The following is a 17346-nucleotide window of genomic DNA, read 5'->3' as shown; positions in this document are numbered from 1 at the left end:
CCATCGCTCAGGCCGGGGGATACCTCATGGTGAACGAAGAGAAGCTGGTCGAGTATCTCAAGCGCGTCTCCAAGGACCTGCACGAAACGCGGCTGCGCCTGCGCGAGGTGGAGGAGCGCTCCCAGGAGCCGGTGGCCGTGGTCAGCATGGCCTGCCGGTTCCCGGGCGGCGTCGCCTCGCCCGAGCAGTTGTGGGAACTGGTCACCTCGCGCACCGACGCCATCGGGGACTTCCCCACCGACCGGGGCTGGGACCTGGACGGCCTGTACCACCCGGACCCGGACCACCCGGGCACCAGCTACGTCACCCAGGGCGGGTTCCTCTACGACGCCGACCAGTTCGACCCCGCCTTCTTCGGGATAAGCCCGCGCGAGGCACTCGCCACCGGTCCCCAACAGCGCCTCCTCCTGGAGACCGCGTGGGAGGCCATCGAACGCGCCGGCATCGACCCGGTCTCCCTCAAGGGCAGCCAGACCGGGGTGTACGCCGGCACCGCCACCACCGGGGGCACCTCACAGGGCGAGGCCCGGCAACAGGGCTCGGAGGGTTACGCGGGCAACGCCCCCAGCCTGCTGTCCGGCCGGGTCTCCTACACCCTCGGCCTCGAAGGCCCGGCCGTCACCGTGGAGACCGCCTGCTCCTCGTCGCTGGTCGCCATGCACCTCGCGGCCCAGGCACTGCGCCAGGGCGAATGCTCACTGGCCCTGGCCGGCGGCGTCACCGTCATGGCCACCCCCGAGGTCTTCACCGGCTTCTCCCGACAGCGCGGCCTCTCGCCCGACGGCCGCTGCAAGGCGTTCGCGGCCGACGCCGACGGCACCGGCTGGGGCGAGGGCGTCGGGCTCGTCCTGTTGGAGCGTCTGTCGGACGCGCGGCGCAACGGACACCGGGTGCTCGCGGTCATCCGCGGCTCGGCCATCAACCAGGACGGTGCCAGCAACGGCTTCGCCGCCCCCAACGGGCCGTCCCAGCAGCGCGTGATCCGGCAGGCCCTGGCCAGCGCCCGGCTGTCGCCGTCCGAGGTGGACGCGGTCGAGGCGCACGGTACCGGCACCCGGCTCGGCGACCCCATCGAGGCCGACGCGCTCCTTGCCACCTACGGTCAGGACCGAGCCGAGGACCAACCGCTGTGGCTCGGCTCGGTCAAGTCCAACATCGGCCACACCCAGGGCGCCGCCGGCGTCGCCGGCGTCATCAAGATGGTGATGGCGCTCCAACGCCAACACCTGCCGGCCTCCCTGCACCTGGCCGAGCCCACCCCGCACGTGGACTGGAGCAGCGGCGGCGTCCGACTCCTGACCGACCCCGTGCCCTGGCCGGCCGGTGCCCGCACCCGGCGCGCGGGCGTCTCGTCGTTCGGGATCTCGGGAACCAACGCACACGTCATACTCGAAGAGGCGCCGGCGCCCGTGGACGAGCAACAGCCCTCGACCCAGCCGCCGCATCACCCCACGACCCCACCAGTCCCCGCCGCCACCCATGTGCTGCCCTGGGCGGTCTCCGGCCGCAGCGCGGACGCGCTGCGCGGCCAGGCGGCGGCCCTGCTCGCCCGCCTCACCGACGCCCCCCGACACTCACCGGACAAGATCGGCTGGTCCCTGGTGACCACCCGCTCCACCTTCGAACACCGCGCCGTCGTCGTCGGCCAGAGCGAGGACGAACTGCTCGGCGGCCTCCGGGCGTTGGCGGACGGCGCGGACCACCCGCACGTCATCGCCCCGGGCACCCCCGCCGCCACGACCACCGGCCCCGGCGGCGTGGGCCCGGTGTTGGTCTTCCCGGGCCAGGGTTCGCAGTGGGTGGGCATGGGCGCGGGACTGCTGGAGTCCTCCCCCGTGTTCGCTGCCCGCGTGGCCGAGTGTGAGCGGGCACTCGCGCCGTACGTGGACTGGTCGCTTGCCGAGGTGCTGCGGGGCGGGGTGGACGCCGCCGACCTGGGCCGCGTCGATGTGGTGCAGCCGGTGTTGTGGGCGGTGATGGTCTCCCTGGCCGCGGTGTGGGCTGATCAGGGTGTGACGCCCGCCGCCGTGGTGGGTCACAGCCAGGGTGAGATCGCGGCTGCCGTCGTCGCGGGTGCGTTGTCCCTGGAGGACGGCGCGAAGGTGGTGGCGTTGCGGAGCAGGGCGCTGCGCCGCCTTGCCGGCGGCGGGGCGATGGCCTCGTTGGCGATGCGCGAGGAAGAGGTCGCCGCGTTCCTGGCCGGCCTGGGTGAGGCCGCGGCGGGCGTGAGCATCGCGGCGGTCAACGGGCCCGGCTCCGTGGTGGTGTCCGGCCCGCCGGAGCAGGTGCGACACGCCGTGGCCGCGCGCGAGGAGGCCGGCGGGCGGGCCCGGCTGATCGACGTGGACTACGCATCGCACAGCCCACAGGTTGACGAGATCGCCGACGAGTTGCACCAGGCACTCGCCGGGATCGAGCCCACCCGCGCCCCGGTGGCCTTCTACTCCACGGTGACGGCCGAGCGCATCGACACGGCCACCCTCGACACCCCGTACTGGGTGACCAACCTGCGCGAACGCGTACGTTTCGCCGACACCATGGGCCGCCTCCTGGCCGACGGGCACCGCGTGTTCATCGAGGCCAGCACCCACCCCGTGCTCACCGTGGGCATGCAGGAGTCCTTCGACGAGGCCGGCATCCAGGCAACCGCGGTGCCGACCCTTCGCCGAGAGCACGGCGGGTTGGAGCAGTTGGCGCAGTCCGTGGCGCTGGCGTTCACCGCCGGCGCCGACGTGGACTGGGCCCGCTGGTTCCCGAGCGACCCCGCGCCCGGCGTGGTGGACCTGCCCACGTACGCCTTCCAGCGCCAGCGCTACTGGCCCGCGCCGAGCACCGCCGTGGGCGACGTCGGCGCGGCCGGCCTCCAGCGGGTGGAGCACGCGCTGCTCCCCGCGGCCGTCGGGCTCGCCGACGGCGGCATGGTGCTGACCGGCCGCGTCGCGGCGCAGGCGCAGCCCTGGCTCGCGGAGCACGTGGTGGGCGGCACGGTCATCGCGCCCGGCGCTGCCCTCGTGGAGTGGGCGCTGCGCGCGGCCGACGAGGTGGGCTGCGGCGGCGTCGAGGAGCTGACGCTCCAGGTGCCGCTCGCGCTGCCCGCGACCGGTGGCGTCCGCGCCCAGGTGGTCGTCGGCGCCGCCGCCGAGGACGGCCGGCGTACGCTGCGCGTCTACTCGCGGCCCGACCACGACACCGACCTCGGCGCCGACGCGGGCTGGGTCTGCCACGCCGAAGGCACCCTGAGCCCGCCCGCCCCCCACCCCGACACACCCGGGCCACTCGACGGCACCTGGCCGCCCGCCGGGGCCCAGGCCGTGGACCTCACCGGGTTCTACGAGCGGGCCACCGCGGCGGGGTACGGATACGGTCCGGCCTTCCAGGGACTCAAGGCCGCCTGGCGGCACGGCTCACACGTCTACGCCGAACTCGAACTCCCCGAGGCTGCCGGCGACCGTGAAGGGTTCGGTATCCACCCCGCGCTGCTCGACGCCGCCCTGCACCCGGCGCTGCTGACCGAGGAGCCCGCAGCGGCGTCCGACGTGGAACAGGTGTGGCTGCCCTTCGCCTGGAGCGGCGTCGCGCTGTGGGCAGCCGAGGCCGGCTCCGTCCGCGTCCGCGTCTCCTCCGACCAGGCCGTCACCAGCACAGAACGTTCGCTCCAGGTCACGGTGGCCGACGCCGTCGGCGCCCCGGTCCTCACGGCCGAGGCCGTCACCATGCGCCCCGCCTCCACCGAGCGGCTCAAGGCCGCCGGACACGGGGCGGCCGGGCTGTTCGCGGTGGAGTGGACACCGCTGCCCGGCGCCACGCCGGGCAGCGACGCGGTCGCGGAAGCGGCCGACTGGGCGGTGCTGGGCGCCGATGCGTGGGGCCTGGCCGAAGAGTTGCCGGGATCGGGACGGGTCTTCGGTGACGTGGGCGCGTTGTTGGACGCGGTGGGCGAGGACGGCGAGGTGCCGTCGGTGGTGCTGCTCGGCGTCGCGACGCCTGACGGCGAGGGCGCGGGGCTGGCGGAGGCCGGCTTGAGCGCGACCGTGGGCGTGTTGGACGTGGTGCGGGACTGGTTGGCACAGGAACGGCTGGCGTCGTCGCGGCTGGTGATCGTGACGCGCGGCGCGGTGGCCACCGAAGACGTGGACGTGGCGACGCCGGGCGCCGGCGTGTGGGGCCTGGTACGCAGCGCCGAGTCGGAGAACCCGGGGCGCTTCCTCCTGCTGGACCTCGACGCGGCGGCGGAGACGCCAGCGGGCGGGGTGACGGCTGGGGTGTTGGCGGCGCTGGCGGCCGACGAGTCGCAGGTGGCGCTCCGGGGGGAGCGCGCGCTGGTGCCCCGGCTCGTACGGGCCCCGGCCACGGCACCCGACGGCGCGTCGGACGCGCCAGGCCAGGAGGGCGAGGCGGGCGCGCTCGACCCGGACGGCACGGTGCTGATCGTGGGCGGCACCGGCATGCTCGGCGCCCTGGTGGCGACGCACCTCGTGCGGACGTGGCGGGTCAGGCACCTGGTACTGGCCAGCAGGCGCGGCCCGGAGGCGCCGGGGGCCGCCGAACTCGCCGAGCGGCTCGGCGAGTTCGGAGCTCAGGTGCGCGTCGTGGCGGCGGACGTCACGGACGCCGATGAGGTCAGCGAACTCGTCGCGGGCATCGACCCGGAGCACCCGCTGACGGGCGTGGTGCACGCGGCGGGCGTGCTGGCCGACGGCGTGGTGACCTCGCAGACGGCGGAACAGGTGGCGCGGGTATGGGCGGCCAAGGCCGCCGTCGCGGCACACCTGCACACCGCCACGGTCGGCCTGGACCTGCGTATGTTCCTCATGTTCTCCTCGGCCGCCGGCGTCGTGGGCAACGCGGGCCAGGCCGGTTACGCGGCGGCCAACGCGTTCGTCGACGCCTTGGTCGCCCACCGGCGCGGCCTCGGACTGCCGGGACAGTCGGTGGCCTGGGGCCTGTGGGAACAGGCCAGCGAGATGACCGGCCACATGGGCCAGGCCGAGCTGGTCCGGCTGCGTGGCATGCGCCCGCTCACGGCCGAGCGCGGCCTGAGCCTCTTCGACGCCGCCCGCCGGTCGACGCGACCGCTGCTCGTGGCCGTCGACCTGGACGTGCACGGCCTCGCCGGCGCCACCGACCTGCCGTCCGTACTGCGCGGCCTCGCCGGCCGCACGCGGCGCAGGGCGACCGACGCCGACGCCTCGGGCGCGGCGGGCCTGACGGCACGGTTGACGGGCCTGGACGCGGACGGGCAGCGGGCCGAGATCCTCGACGTCGTGCGCGGCAGCGTGGCCGCCGTGCTCGGCTTCCCCTCGGCCGCCGACGTGCGACCCGACTCCGCGTTCAAGGAGTTGGGCTTCGACTCGCTGACGGCGGTGGAGCTGCGGAACCGGCTGTCGGCGGTGAGCGGTCTACGACTGCCGGCGACCCTGGTCTTCGACTACCCGACGCCGCGCCTGTTGGCGGCCTACGTACTGTCGCGGTGGAGCGGCGACGCGGGCACGGACGCCGCGCGGACCTCGGCGCGGGCGTCGGTGGGCGTGGGCGCGGACGAGCCGGTGGCGATCGTCGGCATGGCCTGCCGGTTCCCCGGGGGAGCGGAGTCGCCGGAGGGCCTGTGGGACCTGGTGGCGAGCGGGCGCGCGGTGCTGGGGGAGTTCCCGACCACGCGAGGCTGGGACGTGGACGGCCTCTTCCACGCGGACCCGGACCACTCGGGGACGAGCTACGCGCGCGAGGGGGCCTTCCTGTACGACGCGGACCAGTTCGACGCGGGCTTCTTCGGCGTGAACCCACGAGAGGCGCTGGCAACGGACCCGCAGCAGCGGTTGTTGCTGGAGGCGTCGTGGGAGGCGCTGGAACGGGCCGGGATCGATCCGGTCTCGCTGCGGGGTTCGGCGACGGGTGTGTACGCGGGCGTGATGTACCACGACTACGCGGCGGGACTGTCGCGCGGCGGCGACCCGAAACTGGAGGGTTACGCGATGCTGGCCGGCTCGGGCAGCGTCGTCTCCGGCCGCGTGGCGTACACGCTGGGCCTGGAGGGCCCGGCGGTGACGGTCGACACGGCGTGCTCGTCGTCGCTGGTGGCCATGCACCTGGCGGCGCAGGCGCTGCGCTCGGGCGAATGCGCGTTGGCGCTCGCCGGCGGTGTGACGGTGATGGCCACCCCGGACGTGTTCACGGGCTTCTCGCGCCAGCGCGGCCTGGCACCGGACGGGCGGTGCAAGCCCTTCGCGGCGGCGGCCGACGGCACCGGGTGGGGCGAAGGCGTGGGAGTGCTGCTCCTTGAGCGGCTCTCGGACGCCAGGCGCCAGGGACACCGGGTGCTGGCGCTGGTACGCGGCTCCGCCGTGAACCAGGACGGCGCGTCGAACGGGATGACGGCCCCCAACGGGCCGTCGCAGCAGCGCGTGATCCGGCAGGCATTGGCCAATGCGGGGCTCAGCGCCTCCGAGGTGGACGCGGTGGAGGGCCACGGCACGGGAACGCGACTGGGTGACCCGATCGAGGCACAGGCGCTGATCGCCACGTACGGGCAGGAGCGGGAGGAGAACGACCCGCTGTGGCTGGGCTCGGTGAAGTCGAACATCGGCCATACGCAGGCCGCCGCGGGAGTGGCGGGCGTCATCAAGATGGTGCAGGCCATGCACCACGGCGTGCTGCCCCAGTCCCTGCACATCGACGAGCCGACGCCCCATGTGGACTGGGACGCGGGAGCGGTGCGACTGCTGTCGGAGCCCGTGGAATGGCCACGGAAGGACCGCCCCAGGCGAGCGGGCATCTCGTCCTTCGGTGCCTCGGGCACCAACGCCCACGTGATCCTGGAGCAGGCTCCGGAGGTTGCCGACGTTTCCGAGACCTCCGAGTCTTCCGCGGGGTCTGAGGCGGGCGACGTGGTGCCGTGGGTGTTGTCGGGGCGGGGCGAGGAGGCGCTGCGGGGCCAGGCGGTGGCGTTGGCCGACTGGGTGGAGAGCCGGCCCGGATTGTCGTCGGGCGAGGTCGGTTGGTCGTTGGTGAGGTCGCGCTCGTTGTTCGAGCGGCGCGCGGTGGTGGTGGGACGCGATCGGGAGTCACTCCACGCGGGGTTGTTGGCGTTGGGGGCGGGCGAGGCGCATCCGGGTGTGGTGACGTCGGACGTGGCCCCGGGTCTCGATGGCGATGGTCCGGTGTTGGTGTTTCCGGGTCAGGGTTCGCAGTGGGTGGGGATGGGCGCGGGGTTGTTGGAAGCCTCGCCGGTGTTCGCGGCGCGGGTGGCCGAGTGTGAGCGGGCGTTGGCTCCGTATGTGGACTGGTCGCTTGCCGAGGTGTTGCGGGGCGGGGTGGACGCCGCCGACCTGGGTCGAGTAGATGTGGTCCAGCCGGTGCTGTGGGCCGTGATGGTCTCCCTCGCTGCGGTGTGGGCTGATCAGGGTGTTGAGCCGGCTGCCGTGGTGGGTCACAGTCAGGGTGAGATCGCCGCCGCTGTCGTCGCCGGCGCGCTGTCCCTGGAGGACGGTGCGAAGGTAGTGGCGTTGCGGAGTAAGGCGTTGCGCCGACTTGCCGGCGGCGGCGCGATGGCTTCGCTCGCGTTGAGTCAGGACAAGGCCGAGGAGTTCCTGGCCGGTCTTGGTGACAGCGCGGCAGGAGTGGGCATCGCGGCCGTCAACGGGCCCGGGTCGGCGGTGGTCTCCGGGCCGTCTGAGCAGGTCCAGCACGCCGTCTCCGCACTGGAGGAATCAGGTGGCAGGGCTCGCCTGATCGACGTGGACTACGCCTCCCACAGCGCACAGGTTGACGAGATCGCCGACGAGTTGCACGAGGTGTTGGCCGGTATCAGTCCGACCCAGGGTGAGGTGGCGTTCTACTCCACCGTCACCGCCGAACGCATCGACACCAGCACCCTGGACACCGCGTACTGGGTCACCAACCTGCGCGAACAAGTCCGCTTCGCCGACGCCGTACGCCAACTCCTGGCCGATGGCCACCGCGTGTTCATCGAAGCCAGCACCCACCCCGTCCTGACCGTCGGACTCCAAGAATCCTTCGACGAAGCCGGAATCGAAGCTGCCGCGGTACCAACCCTCCGCCGCGAACACGGCGGGTTGGAACAGTTGGCCCAGTCCGTAGCCCAGGCGTTCACCGCCGGCGTAAGCGTGAACTGGACCCGCTGGTACCCCAACGACCCCACACCCCACACCGTGGACCTACCCACCTACGCCTTCCAGCGTGAGCCGTACTGGCTCGTTTCGCAGAGCAGTGTCGGTGACGTGGGCGCCGCGGGGCTGCAGCAGGTTTCGCATGCGCTGTTGCCGGCCGCCGTGGAGTTGGCGGATGGTGGGCTGTTGCTGACCGGTCGGCTTTCGGCGGGGAGTGGCCGGGGTTGGTTGGCCGAGCATGTGGTGGCGGGCTCAGCGTTGTTGCCGGGCGCGGCGCTGGCCGAGTGGGCGTTGCGGGCCGCCGACGAGGCCGGGTGTGCGGGCGTGGAGGAGTTGGCGCTTCAGGTGCCGCTGGAGCTTCCGGCCTCCGGGGCGCTGCGCGTACAGGTGGTCGTCGGAGCGCCCGTGGCTGACGGGTCGCGGGACGTACGGATCCACTCGCGCCCCGAGGACGAGCCCGGCGCGGACGCCACCTGGGTGTGCCACGCGGAGGGTGTGTTGAGCCCGCCGTCCGATGCGGTCGACCAGCCCACGGGTCTGCTGGGCGCGTGGCCGCCGGCGGGGGCCGAGTCCGTGGACGTCGACGGGTTCTACACGCGGGCTGCCGCCGAGGGGTACGGCTACGGCCCGGCGTTCCAGGGGCTGCGGGCCGTGTGGCGACAGGGTGAGGACGTGTACGCCGAGGTGGAGTTGCCGCAGGCGGCGGGGGAGCGGGACGGGTACGGCATCCACCCCGCCCTCCTCGACGCGGCGCTGCACCCGGCGCTCCTGATCGACCAGACCGATGCCGAGGCCGCTGCCCCGAACAGCGACACCGACACCGACACCGACAGCGACGTCAGCGGCGAGGGGCGCGCCGGCGAGGGCGCTGCGGGGTCCGGGGCGCGGTTGACGGCTTCCCGGGCGGACCGGGTATGGCTGCCCTTCGCGTGGAACGGCGTGTCGCTGTGGGCCACCCAGGCCGGCAGCGTGCGGGTTCGCATCTCTCCCGGGCCACGGGGTGGAGACGACGAGCGGGCGCTGCGGCTCACCGTGGCCGACGCCGTGGGCGCGCCCGTGCTGACGGTCGACGCGGTGGCGATGCGTGCCGCCGCGCCCGACCAGTTGCGCGCGGCCGGCGGCCGTGGGGTGGACGGGCTGTTCGCGCTCGACTGGACCCCGTTGCCCCAGCCTGTCGTCGGCGACGCGGACGAGTCGGCGGACGGCGCGGGTGGCTGGGCCGTGCTCGGTCAGGACCCGTTCCGACTCGCCGGGTTGGAGCTGCCGGGCGGCGCGAGCCCCGAGTCGTACGCCGGCGTCTCCGCGCTGGCCGAGGCGTTGGACGCCGGAACCGCGCCGCCGGCCGTGGCGTGCGTCGGCGTGTCACCCACGGTCGCCGGCGAAGGAATCACGGCGGGTGAAGGGTTGGCGGACGCCGGCCGGCGCGCCGTCGAGCACGTGCTCGACCTGGTGCGGAGCTGGCTGGCCGAACCGCGGTTGGCCGCGAGCCGGCTGGTGGTCGTCACCCGGGGCGCGGTCGCGGCCGGTGAGGGCGAGGACGGCACGGTGGAGCTGGCCGGAGCCGGCGTATGGGGGTTGCTGCGGAGCGCGGAGTCCGAGAACCCCGACCGCTTCCTCCTGCTCGACCTCGACCCAGATGGTGCGGCCGACGCCGCTCACCCGGGCCTCGTGGCCGGTGTACGGCAGGCGATCGGCGCGGCTGAGACACAGGTCGCGGTGCGCGGCGGCCAACTCCTCGTCCCCCGGCTGGTGCGCGGCGGGACCGCGGTCGGCGGCGTGGTCGGCCCGGACGGGCGCTCCGCCTGGCGCCTGGACACCGACGGCAGCGGCACCCTCGAAGGCGTCGCCCCCGTGCCGTGCCCGGAGGTCATGGAGCCGCTCGCCGAGGGGCGGATTCGGGTCCAGGTGCACGCGGCGGGCGTCAACTTCCGGGACGTGGTCGTCAGCCTGGGCATGGTGCCCGGACAGAGCGGACTCGGCGGCGAGGGCGCGGGCACCGTCGTGGCGGTGGGGCCCGGGGTGAGCGGCGTGTCCGTCGGCGACCGGGTGATGGGCGTCTTCGACCGCGCCTTCGGGCCGATCACCCAGACCGACGCCCGGCTCGTCACACCCATCCCCGAGGGTTGGACCGACCAGCAGGCCGCCGCCGTACCGATCGCCTACCTCACCGCCTGGTACGGGCTCGTCGAGCTCGGCCGCGTACAGCAGGGTGAGCGGGTGCTCATCCACGCGGCCACCGGTGGCGTCGGCACGGCCGCCGTCCAGATCGCCCGCCACCTGGGCGCCGAGGTGTACGCCACGGCCAGCCCGGGCAAGCACCCGGTCCTCGGCGCGTTGGGCATCGACCAGGCACACCGGGCCAACTCCCGGGACCTGGACTTCGAGGCGACCATCCGGGCAGCGACCGGGGGGCGCGGCGTGGACATCGTACTCAACAGCCTCTCCGGCCCGTTCGTGGACGCCTCGATGCGCCTGCTCGGCGAGGGCGGCCGGTTCCTGGAGATGGGCAAGACCGACATCCGGGACGCCGACCACCTGGCCACCGCCTACCCGGGCGTCAGCTACCAGGCGTACGACCTGATCACCCATGCCGGGGCCGACCGGATCGGCGACATGCTCGACACCCTGCGGGCGATGTTCCGCGCCGGCACGCTGCAACCTCCCCCCGTCAGGAGCTGGCCGCTGGCCCGGGCCCGGCAGGCGCTGCGCCACCTCAGCCAGGCCAAGCACACCGGCAAGCTCGTCCTCGACGTGCCCGGCACGGTGGACGCCGACGGCACGGTCCTGATCACCGGCGGCACCGGAACCCTGGGCGGTCACGTCGCCGAACACCTCGCGCGGGCCTGGGGCATCCGTCACCTGGTGCTGGTCAGCCGGCGTGGCGCGGAGGCGCCCGGCGTGGAGGCACTGCTGGCACGACTGACCGACGCGGGGGCCGACGCGCGCGTCGTCGCGGCCGATGTCACCGACGGGGCCGCGGTCGCCGCCCTGGTCGCGGGCATCGACCCCGCGCACCCGCTCACCGGCGTTGTCCACGCCGCGGGTGTGCTCGACGACGCCATGGTCACCTCCCAGTCCGCGGAGCGACTGGCGCCCGTGTGGGCCGCCAAGGCCAGCGCCGCGGCCCACCTGCACGCCGCGACGAAGGACCTGCGGCTCGGGATGTTCGTCCTCTTCTCCTCCGCGGCCGCCACCCTCGGCAGCCCCGGACAGGCCAACTACGCGGCGGCCAACGCCTTCTGCGACGCGCTGGCCGCCCACCGCCGCGCGCTCGGCCTGCCCGGCGTGTCCATCGCCTGGGGCCTGTGGGCCGACGCGAGTGGTATGACCGGCCACCTCGACGCGGCGGACCTGGCCCGGATGAGCCGCTCGGGCATCAAGGCCATGCCGAACGAACACGCCCTGCGCCTGCTGGACGCCGCCTGCCGGCACGGCCACGCCCAACTCGCCGCCGCCCACCTGGACCTGCGCGCCCTGGGCGCGCAACCCGCCGACACCCTGCCCGCGCAGCTCCGGGCGCTGGTCAGCACCGCCACCGCGCGCCGCGGCGCGGCCACCGACCAGGCGGCGGCCACCAACTGGGCCAGCCAACTCGCCACCCTGCCCCCCGAGGAGCAGCAGCGCACGCTGCTCAACCTCGTACGCGGCAACGCGGCGGCCGTCCTCGGCCACGCCGACCCCAACGCGGTGCACAGCGACGCCCCGTTCAAGGACCTCGGGTTCGACTCGCTGACCGCCGTCGAACTCCGTAACCGGCTCTCGGCCGCCACGGGGCTGCGGCTACCCGCCACCTTCATCTTCACCTACCCCACCCCGGCGGCCATCGCCGAGGAACTGCGCGAACAGCTCTGCCCGGCGGCGGCCGACCCAGCGGCGCCCCTCTTCGAGGAGTTGGAGAGGTTGGAGGCGGCGATGGCTCGGGTCGACGCCGGCGACGACGCGCGCGGCAAGCTCACCAAGCGGCTGGAGACGCTGCTGTGGCGCCTCAACGACAGCGGGCCGGACCACGACACGCCCGGCGCGGAGACCGCGGACAGCACAGCGGTGGACGCGGCGTCGGACGACGAGCTGTTCGCCCTCATCGACCGCGAACTGCCTTCCTGATCAGGAGCGAGAACTGATGTCGGACACCGAAGAGAAGCTCCGCCAGTATCTGAAGCGGGTCACGGTGGACCTCGGCCAGGCGCGCCAGCGGCTGCGCGAGGTGACGGAGCGGTCCCAGGAGCCGGTGGCCGTCGTCGGCATGGCCTGCCGCTACCCGGGCGGCGTACGAGGCCCCGAGGACCTGTGGAACCTCGTCGCCTCCGGCACCGACGCCATCACGCCGTTCCCCACCGACCGCGGCTGGGACCTGGAGAGCCTGTACCACCCGGACCCGGACCACCCCGGGACCAGTTACGTGCGCGACGGTGGCTTCCTCGACGGGGCCGACCGGTTCGACGCGGAGTTCTTCGGGATCAGCCCGCGCGAGGCGCTGGCCATGGACCCGCAACAGCGCCTGCTCCTCGAAGTCGCCTGGGAACTCCTCGAACGGGCCGGCCTCGACCCCGCCCAGCTCAGGGGCTCGGCCACCGGCGTGTACGCGGGCGTGTCCAGCCAGGACTACCTCTCGCGCACCCCGCACATTCCCGAGGGCTTCGAGGGGTACGCGACCACCGGCAGCCTCACCAGCGTCGTCTCGGGGCGCGTCGCGTACTCCTTCGGGTTCGAGGGGCCCGCGGTGACCGTGGACACGGCCTGCTCGTCGTCGTTGGTGGCCATGCACCTGGCGGCCCAGGCCCTGCGCCAGGGCGAGTGCGCGATGGCGCTGGCCGGCGGCGTCACCTCGCTTACCACCCCGACCGCCTACGCGGAGTTCTCCCGGCAGCGCGGCCTGGCCCCCGACGGGCGGTGCAAGTCCTTCGCGGCCTCCGCCGACGGCACCGGCTTCTCCGAGGGCGTCGGCCTGGTCCTCCTGGAACGCCTCTCGGACGCCAGGCGCAACGGCCATCGCGTGCTCGCCGTCCTCCGCGGCTCGGCCATCAACCAGGACGGCGCGAGCAACGGCCTCACCGCCCCGAACGACGCGGCCCAGGAGCGGGTGATCAGGCAGGCGCTGGAGAACGCGCGCCTGGCCCCCGACCAGGTGGACGCCGTCGAGGCGCACGGCACCGGTACGTCGTTGGGTGACCCGATCGAGGCACAGGCGTTGCTCGCCACGTACGGTCAGGACCGGCCCGACGGCCGACCGCTGTGGCTGGGTTCCGTCAAGTCCAACATCGGTCACACCCAGGCCGCCGCCGGCGTGGGCGGCGTCATCAAGATGATCATGGCGCTGCAACGGGAGACGCTCCCCGCGACCCTGCACGTCGACCACCCGACCCCGCACGTGGACTGGGAGGCCGGCGGCGTACGCCTGCTCACGGAGCCCGTCACCTGGCCGAACGGCGAGCGCCCCCGCAGGGCGGGAATCTCGTCCTTCGGCATCTCGGGTACGAACGCGCACGTCATCCTGGAGCAGGCGCCGGAGGTTCCCGTCGAGGAGTCGGCGCCTGTCGCTCCCGGGCCGGTGATGGTCACCGGTGGCTACGTCCCGTGGGTGCTGTCGGCCCGCAGCCACGCCGCGCTGCGCGGTCAGGCCCAGGCGCTGCTCGAACACCTGGCAACAGCCCCGGCCGCCTCGATCACCGACATCGGCTGGTCGCTGACCACCACCCGCACCACCTTCGACCACCGAGCAGTCCTCACAGGCCAAGACCACGACACGCTCCTCGCCGGCCTCCAAGCACTGGCCACCGACACGACCCACCCCACCCTCACCAACCCCAGCACCCCGACCCTGACCGGCGACCTCGGCCCAGTACTGGTCTTCCCAGGCCAGGGCTCGCAGTGGGTGGGGATGGGCGCGGGATTGCTGGAAACCTCGCCGGTGTTCGCCACGCGGGTGGCCGAGTGCGAGCAGGCGCTGTCTCCGTACGTGGACTGGTCGCTTGCCGAGGTGTTGCGCGGTGGGGTGGACGCCGCCGACCTGGGTCGGGTTGATGTGGTGCAGCCGGTGTTGTGGGCCGTGATGGTCTCGCTTGCCGCCGTATGGGCTGATCAGGGTGTGACGCCGGCTGCTGTGGTGGGTCACAGTCAGGGTGAGATCGCCGCCGCTGTCGTCGCCGGCGCGCTGTCCTTGGAGGATGGTGCGAAGGTGGTGGCGTTGCGAAGCAAGGCGCTGCGCCGGTTGGCTGGTGGCGGGGCGATGGCTTCGTTGGCGTTGAGTCAGGACAAGGCCGAGGAGTTCCTGGCCGGTCTTGGCGACAGCGCGGCAGGCGTGGGCATCGCGGCCGTCAACGGGCCGGGATCGGCGGTGGTTTCCGGGCCGCCTGAGCAGGTCCAGCATGCCGTCTCCGCACTGGAGGAAAGTGGCGGCAGGGCGCGGTTGATCGACGTGGACTACGCCTCCCACAGCGCACAGGTTGACGAGATCGCCGACGAGTTGCACGAGGTGTTGGCCGGTATCAATGCGACTCAGGGTGAGGTGGCGTTCTACTCCACCGTCACCGCCGGACGCATCGACACCAGCACCCTGGACACCGCGTACTGGGTGACCAACCTGCGCGAGCAGGTCCGCTTTGCCGAGGCCGTACGCCAGCTCCTGGCTGATGGCCACCGCGTGTTCATCGAAGCCAGCACCCACCCCGTCCTGACCGTCGGACTCCAGGAATCCTTCGACGAAGCCGGAATCGAAGCTGCGGCGGTGCCAACTCTCCGCCGCGAGCATGGCGGGTTGGAACAGTTGGCGCGGTCCGTAGCTCAGGCGTTCACCGCCGGCGTGAGCGTCGACTGGACCCGCTGGTACCCCAACGACCCCCCACCCCACACCGTGGGCCTACCCACCTACGCCTTCCAACGCCAGCGTTACTGGCTCCCCGACATGCTGCCCGATCTCGCCGCTCCCGGTGGGCAGGACGGCGAGGCCGCGTTCTGGGCCGCCGTTGAGCAGCAGGATCTGGGAGCCCTCGCGGAAACGTTGCGGGTTGGCGATGGCGATGGCGATGGCGGTGGCGCGGACGGTGAGGGTGCGCGTGCGTCGCTCGGTGCCGTGCTGCCGCTGTTGTCGGCGTGGCGGCAGGCGGGGCGTGCGCGGTCGGTCGTGGACGGCTGGCGGTACCGGGTGGAGTGGCATCGGCGTACGGACCTCGGGACGCTGTCGGGGCCGGCGGAATCGTGGCTCGTGGTGTGCCCGCCGGGGGCCGCCGACGAGTGGGTTGAGCTGTGCACCCGTACGTTGGGGGCGGCCGGTGACCAGGTGCGCCGGTGGGCGGTCGGGGAGTCTTTCGGGCGCGCCGAGCTGGCCGCCGCGCTGCGGGACGTGTACGCGGACGAGGCCACCGCGCCGACCCGTATCCTCTCGCTCCTCGGGCTCGATGAGCGCCCGCACGCAGATCACGAGGGTCTGACCAGCGGCGTTGCCGGGACCCTCGCGCTGGTGCAGGCGCTGGTAGACGCCGAGGTACCGAGCCCCCTGTGGTGTGTCACCCGGGGCGCGGTGGCCGTCTCAGCCGGCGAGAGCGTGGCCTCGCCCACGCAGGCCCAGATCTGGGGGCTTGGCCGGGTAGCGGCGCTGGAACACCCCACGCTGTGGGGTGGGCTCGTGGACCTGCCGCCCGTGCCGGACGACGTCGACCCTGGCCCGCTGCGCGCCGTTCTCGGCGGAGCGTCCGGCGAGGACCAGGTGGCGCTGCGCGACGGCGGGGTGTGGGGCCGCCGACTCGTACCGGCAGGGCTCGGCGAACGGGAGCCGGAGCATCCCTGGCAGCCCCGTGGCACCGTGCTGATCACCGGCGACGCCGACGGGCCCGCCGCGTACACCGCCCGTTGGGCCGCCGAGCGCGGCGCCGAACGGGTGTTGCTGTTGGGACGCGGCGGGGCCGACGCCGCCGGCGTGGCGGAGCTGTCGGCCGAACTGGAGGAACGCGGGGCCGTCCTGGAGGTGGCTGACTGCGCGCCGATCGACCGGACGGCCGTCGCGCGCCTCGCGGCCCGCCTTGCGGACGAGGGGGCAAGGATCGGCACGGTCATCCACACCTCGGCCACCGGGGACCTGGCGCCGCTGACCGACCTCTCGCCCGCCGACCTCGCCGAGGTCGTCGCCGCCAACCTGGTGGACGGCGGGCCACATCTGGACGAGCTGTGCGGCCTGGTCCCGGACGACACGGTGGTGTTCTTCTCCACGGTGGCCGCCTCCTGGGGCAGCAAGGACCACGGCGCCTACGCCGCGGCCACCGCCCACCTGGACTCGCTCGCGCGGCAACGCCGTGCGGCGGGCCACCGGGTCACGTCGGTGACCTGGGGGCTCTGGGACCTGGCCGCGCCCGGTGCGGTTGCCGGGTCGAACCCTGAACTCGGCCAGCACACGGAGCGGCTGCGCCGACAGGGCCTGACCCCGCTCGACCCCGGGCTGGCCACCGCCGCCCTCGGCCGGCTGCTCGACCACGACGACCCGCACCTGGCCGTGGCCGACGTGGCGTGGGACCGGTTCGCGCCGCTGTTCACGATGGCTCGGCCGAGCGCGCTGCTCGACTGCGTGCCACAGGCGAGGCGCGCGCTCGACGCCGCCCGCGAACCGGATGCCGGCGCGCCGGGCGACGGCGCGACTGCCCTACGTGAGGAGTTGACCGCCCTGCCCGCGCCGGACCGCACCGAGCGGCTGCTGACGGTCGTACGCGCCCAGGTGGCGTCCGTACTGCACTACCCGTCGCCGGACGCGGTGGACCCCGACCGACCCTTCAAGGAGCTGGGGTTCGATTCCATCGCGGCCGTGGAACTACGCAACCGGCTGCGCGGCGCGACGGGACTCACCCTGTCCACGACGCTGGTCTTCGACTACCCGACCCCCAGCACGCTGACCGAGTACCTGCTCACCCAACTCCTGCCCACCGACGCGGACCAGGCACACCCGGCGCTCGACCGCATCGACGAGGTGGAGGCCGCGCTCGCCGAACTGCCCGCGTCCGACCCACGCCGTACGGGGCTGGTGAACCGGCTCCAGGCGCTGCTGTGGAAGTACTCGACCACGGCGACCGCCGCGACACCCCAGGACCCGGCCGACGAGGACCTCGCCGGCGCCACGGCCGACGAGGTGTTCGCCCTTATCGACGAGTTGGGCGCGTAGTAACCCTCGCCGCCCCCTGCCGCCGGTGCCGTGCCCAGGCATCGCTGTCCGGCGCCCGGGTGATCCGGCGGCAGGGGC

2 protein-coding genes are annotated in these 17346 nt (G+C 73.6%); both read left to right on the top strand.

Going from position 1 to position 17346, the window contains the following annotated elements:
- Positions 1-26: 26 nt before the first annotated feature.
- Entirely contained in the window at positions 27-12230 is a 12204-nt protein-coding gene (locus H7H31_RS00695; RefSeq protein WP_187117707.1) for a type I polyketide synthase, read from the top strand.
- Positions 12231-12246: 16 nt separating this feature from the next.
- Positions 12247-17268 carry a type I polyketide synthase gene (locus tag H7H31_RS00690; RefSeq protein ID WP_187064018.1) on the top strand — a complete coding sequence of 1674 codons (5022 nt, stop codon included), beginning with the start codon at positions 12247-12249 and terminating at the stop codon, positions 17266-17268.
- Positions 17269-17346: the final 78 nt, after the last annotated feature.

Origin of the sequence: Streptomyces buecherae (assembly GCF_014295035.1) — a bacterium.
Taxonomy (GTDB): Bacteria; Actinomycetota; Actinomycetes; order Streptomycetales; family Streptomycetaceae; genus Streptomyces; species Streptomyces youssoufiensis.
Note: the sequence above shows the minus strand (reverse complement) of the source record. Positions and strands in the feature narration are given on the sequence as shown.

Bases quoted from the DNA above. Each gene is read 5' to 3' on its own strand.
- H7H31_RS00695 (WP_187117707.1), top strand. From the start codon at position 27: ATGGTGAACGAAGAGAAGCTGGTCGAGTATCTCAAGCGCGTCTCCAAG.
- H7H31_RS00690 (WP_187064018.1), top strand. From the start codon at position 12,247: ATGTCGGACACCGAAGAGAAGCTCCGCCAGTATCTGAAGCGGGTCACG.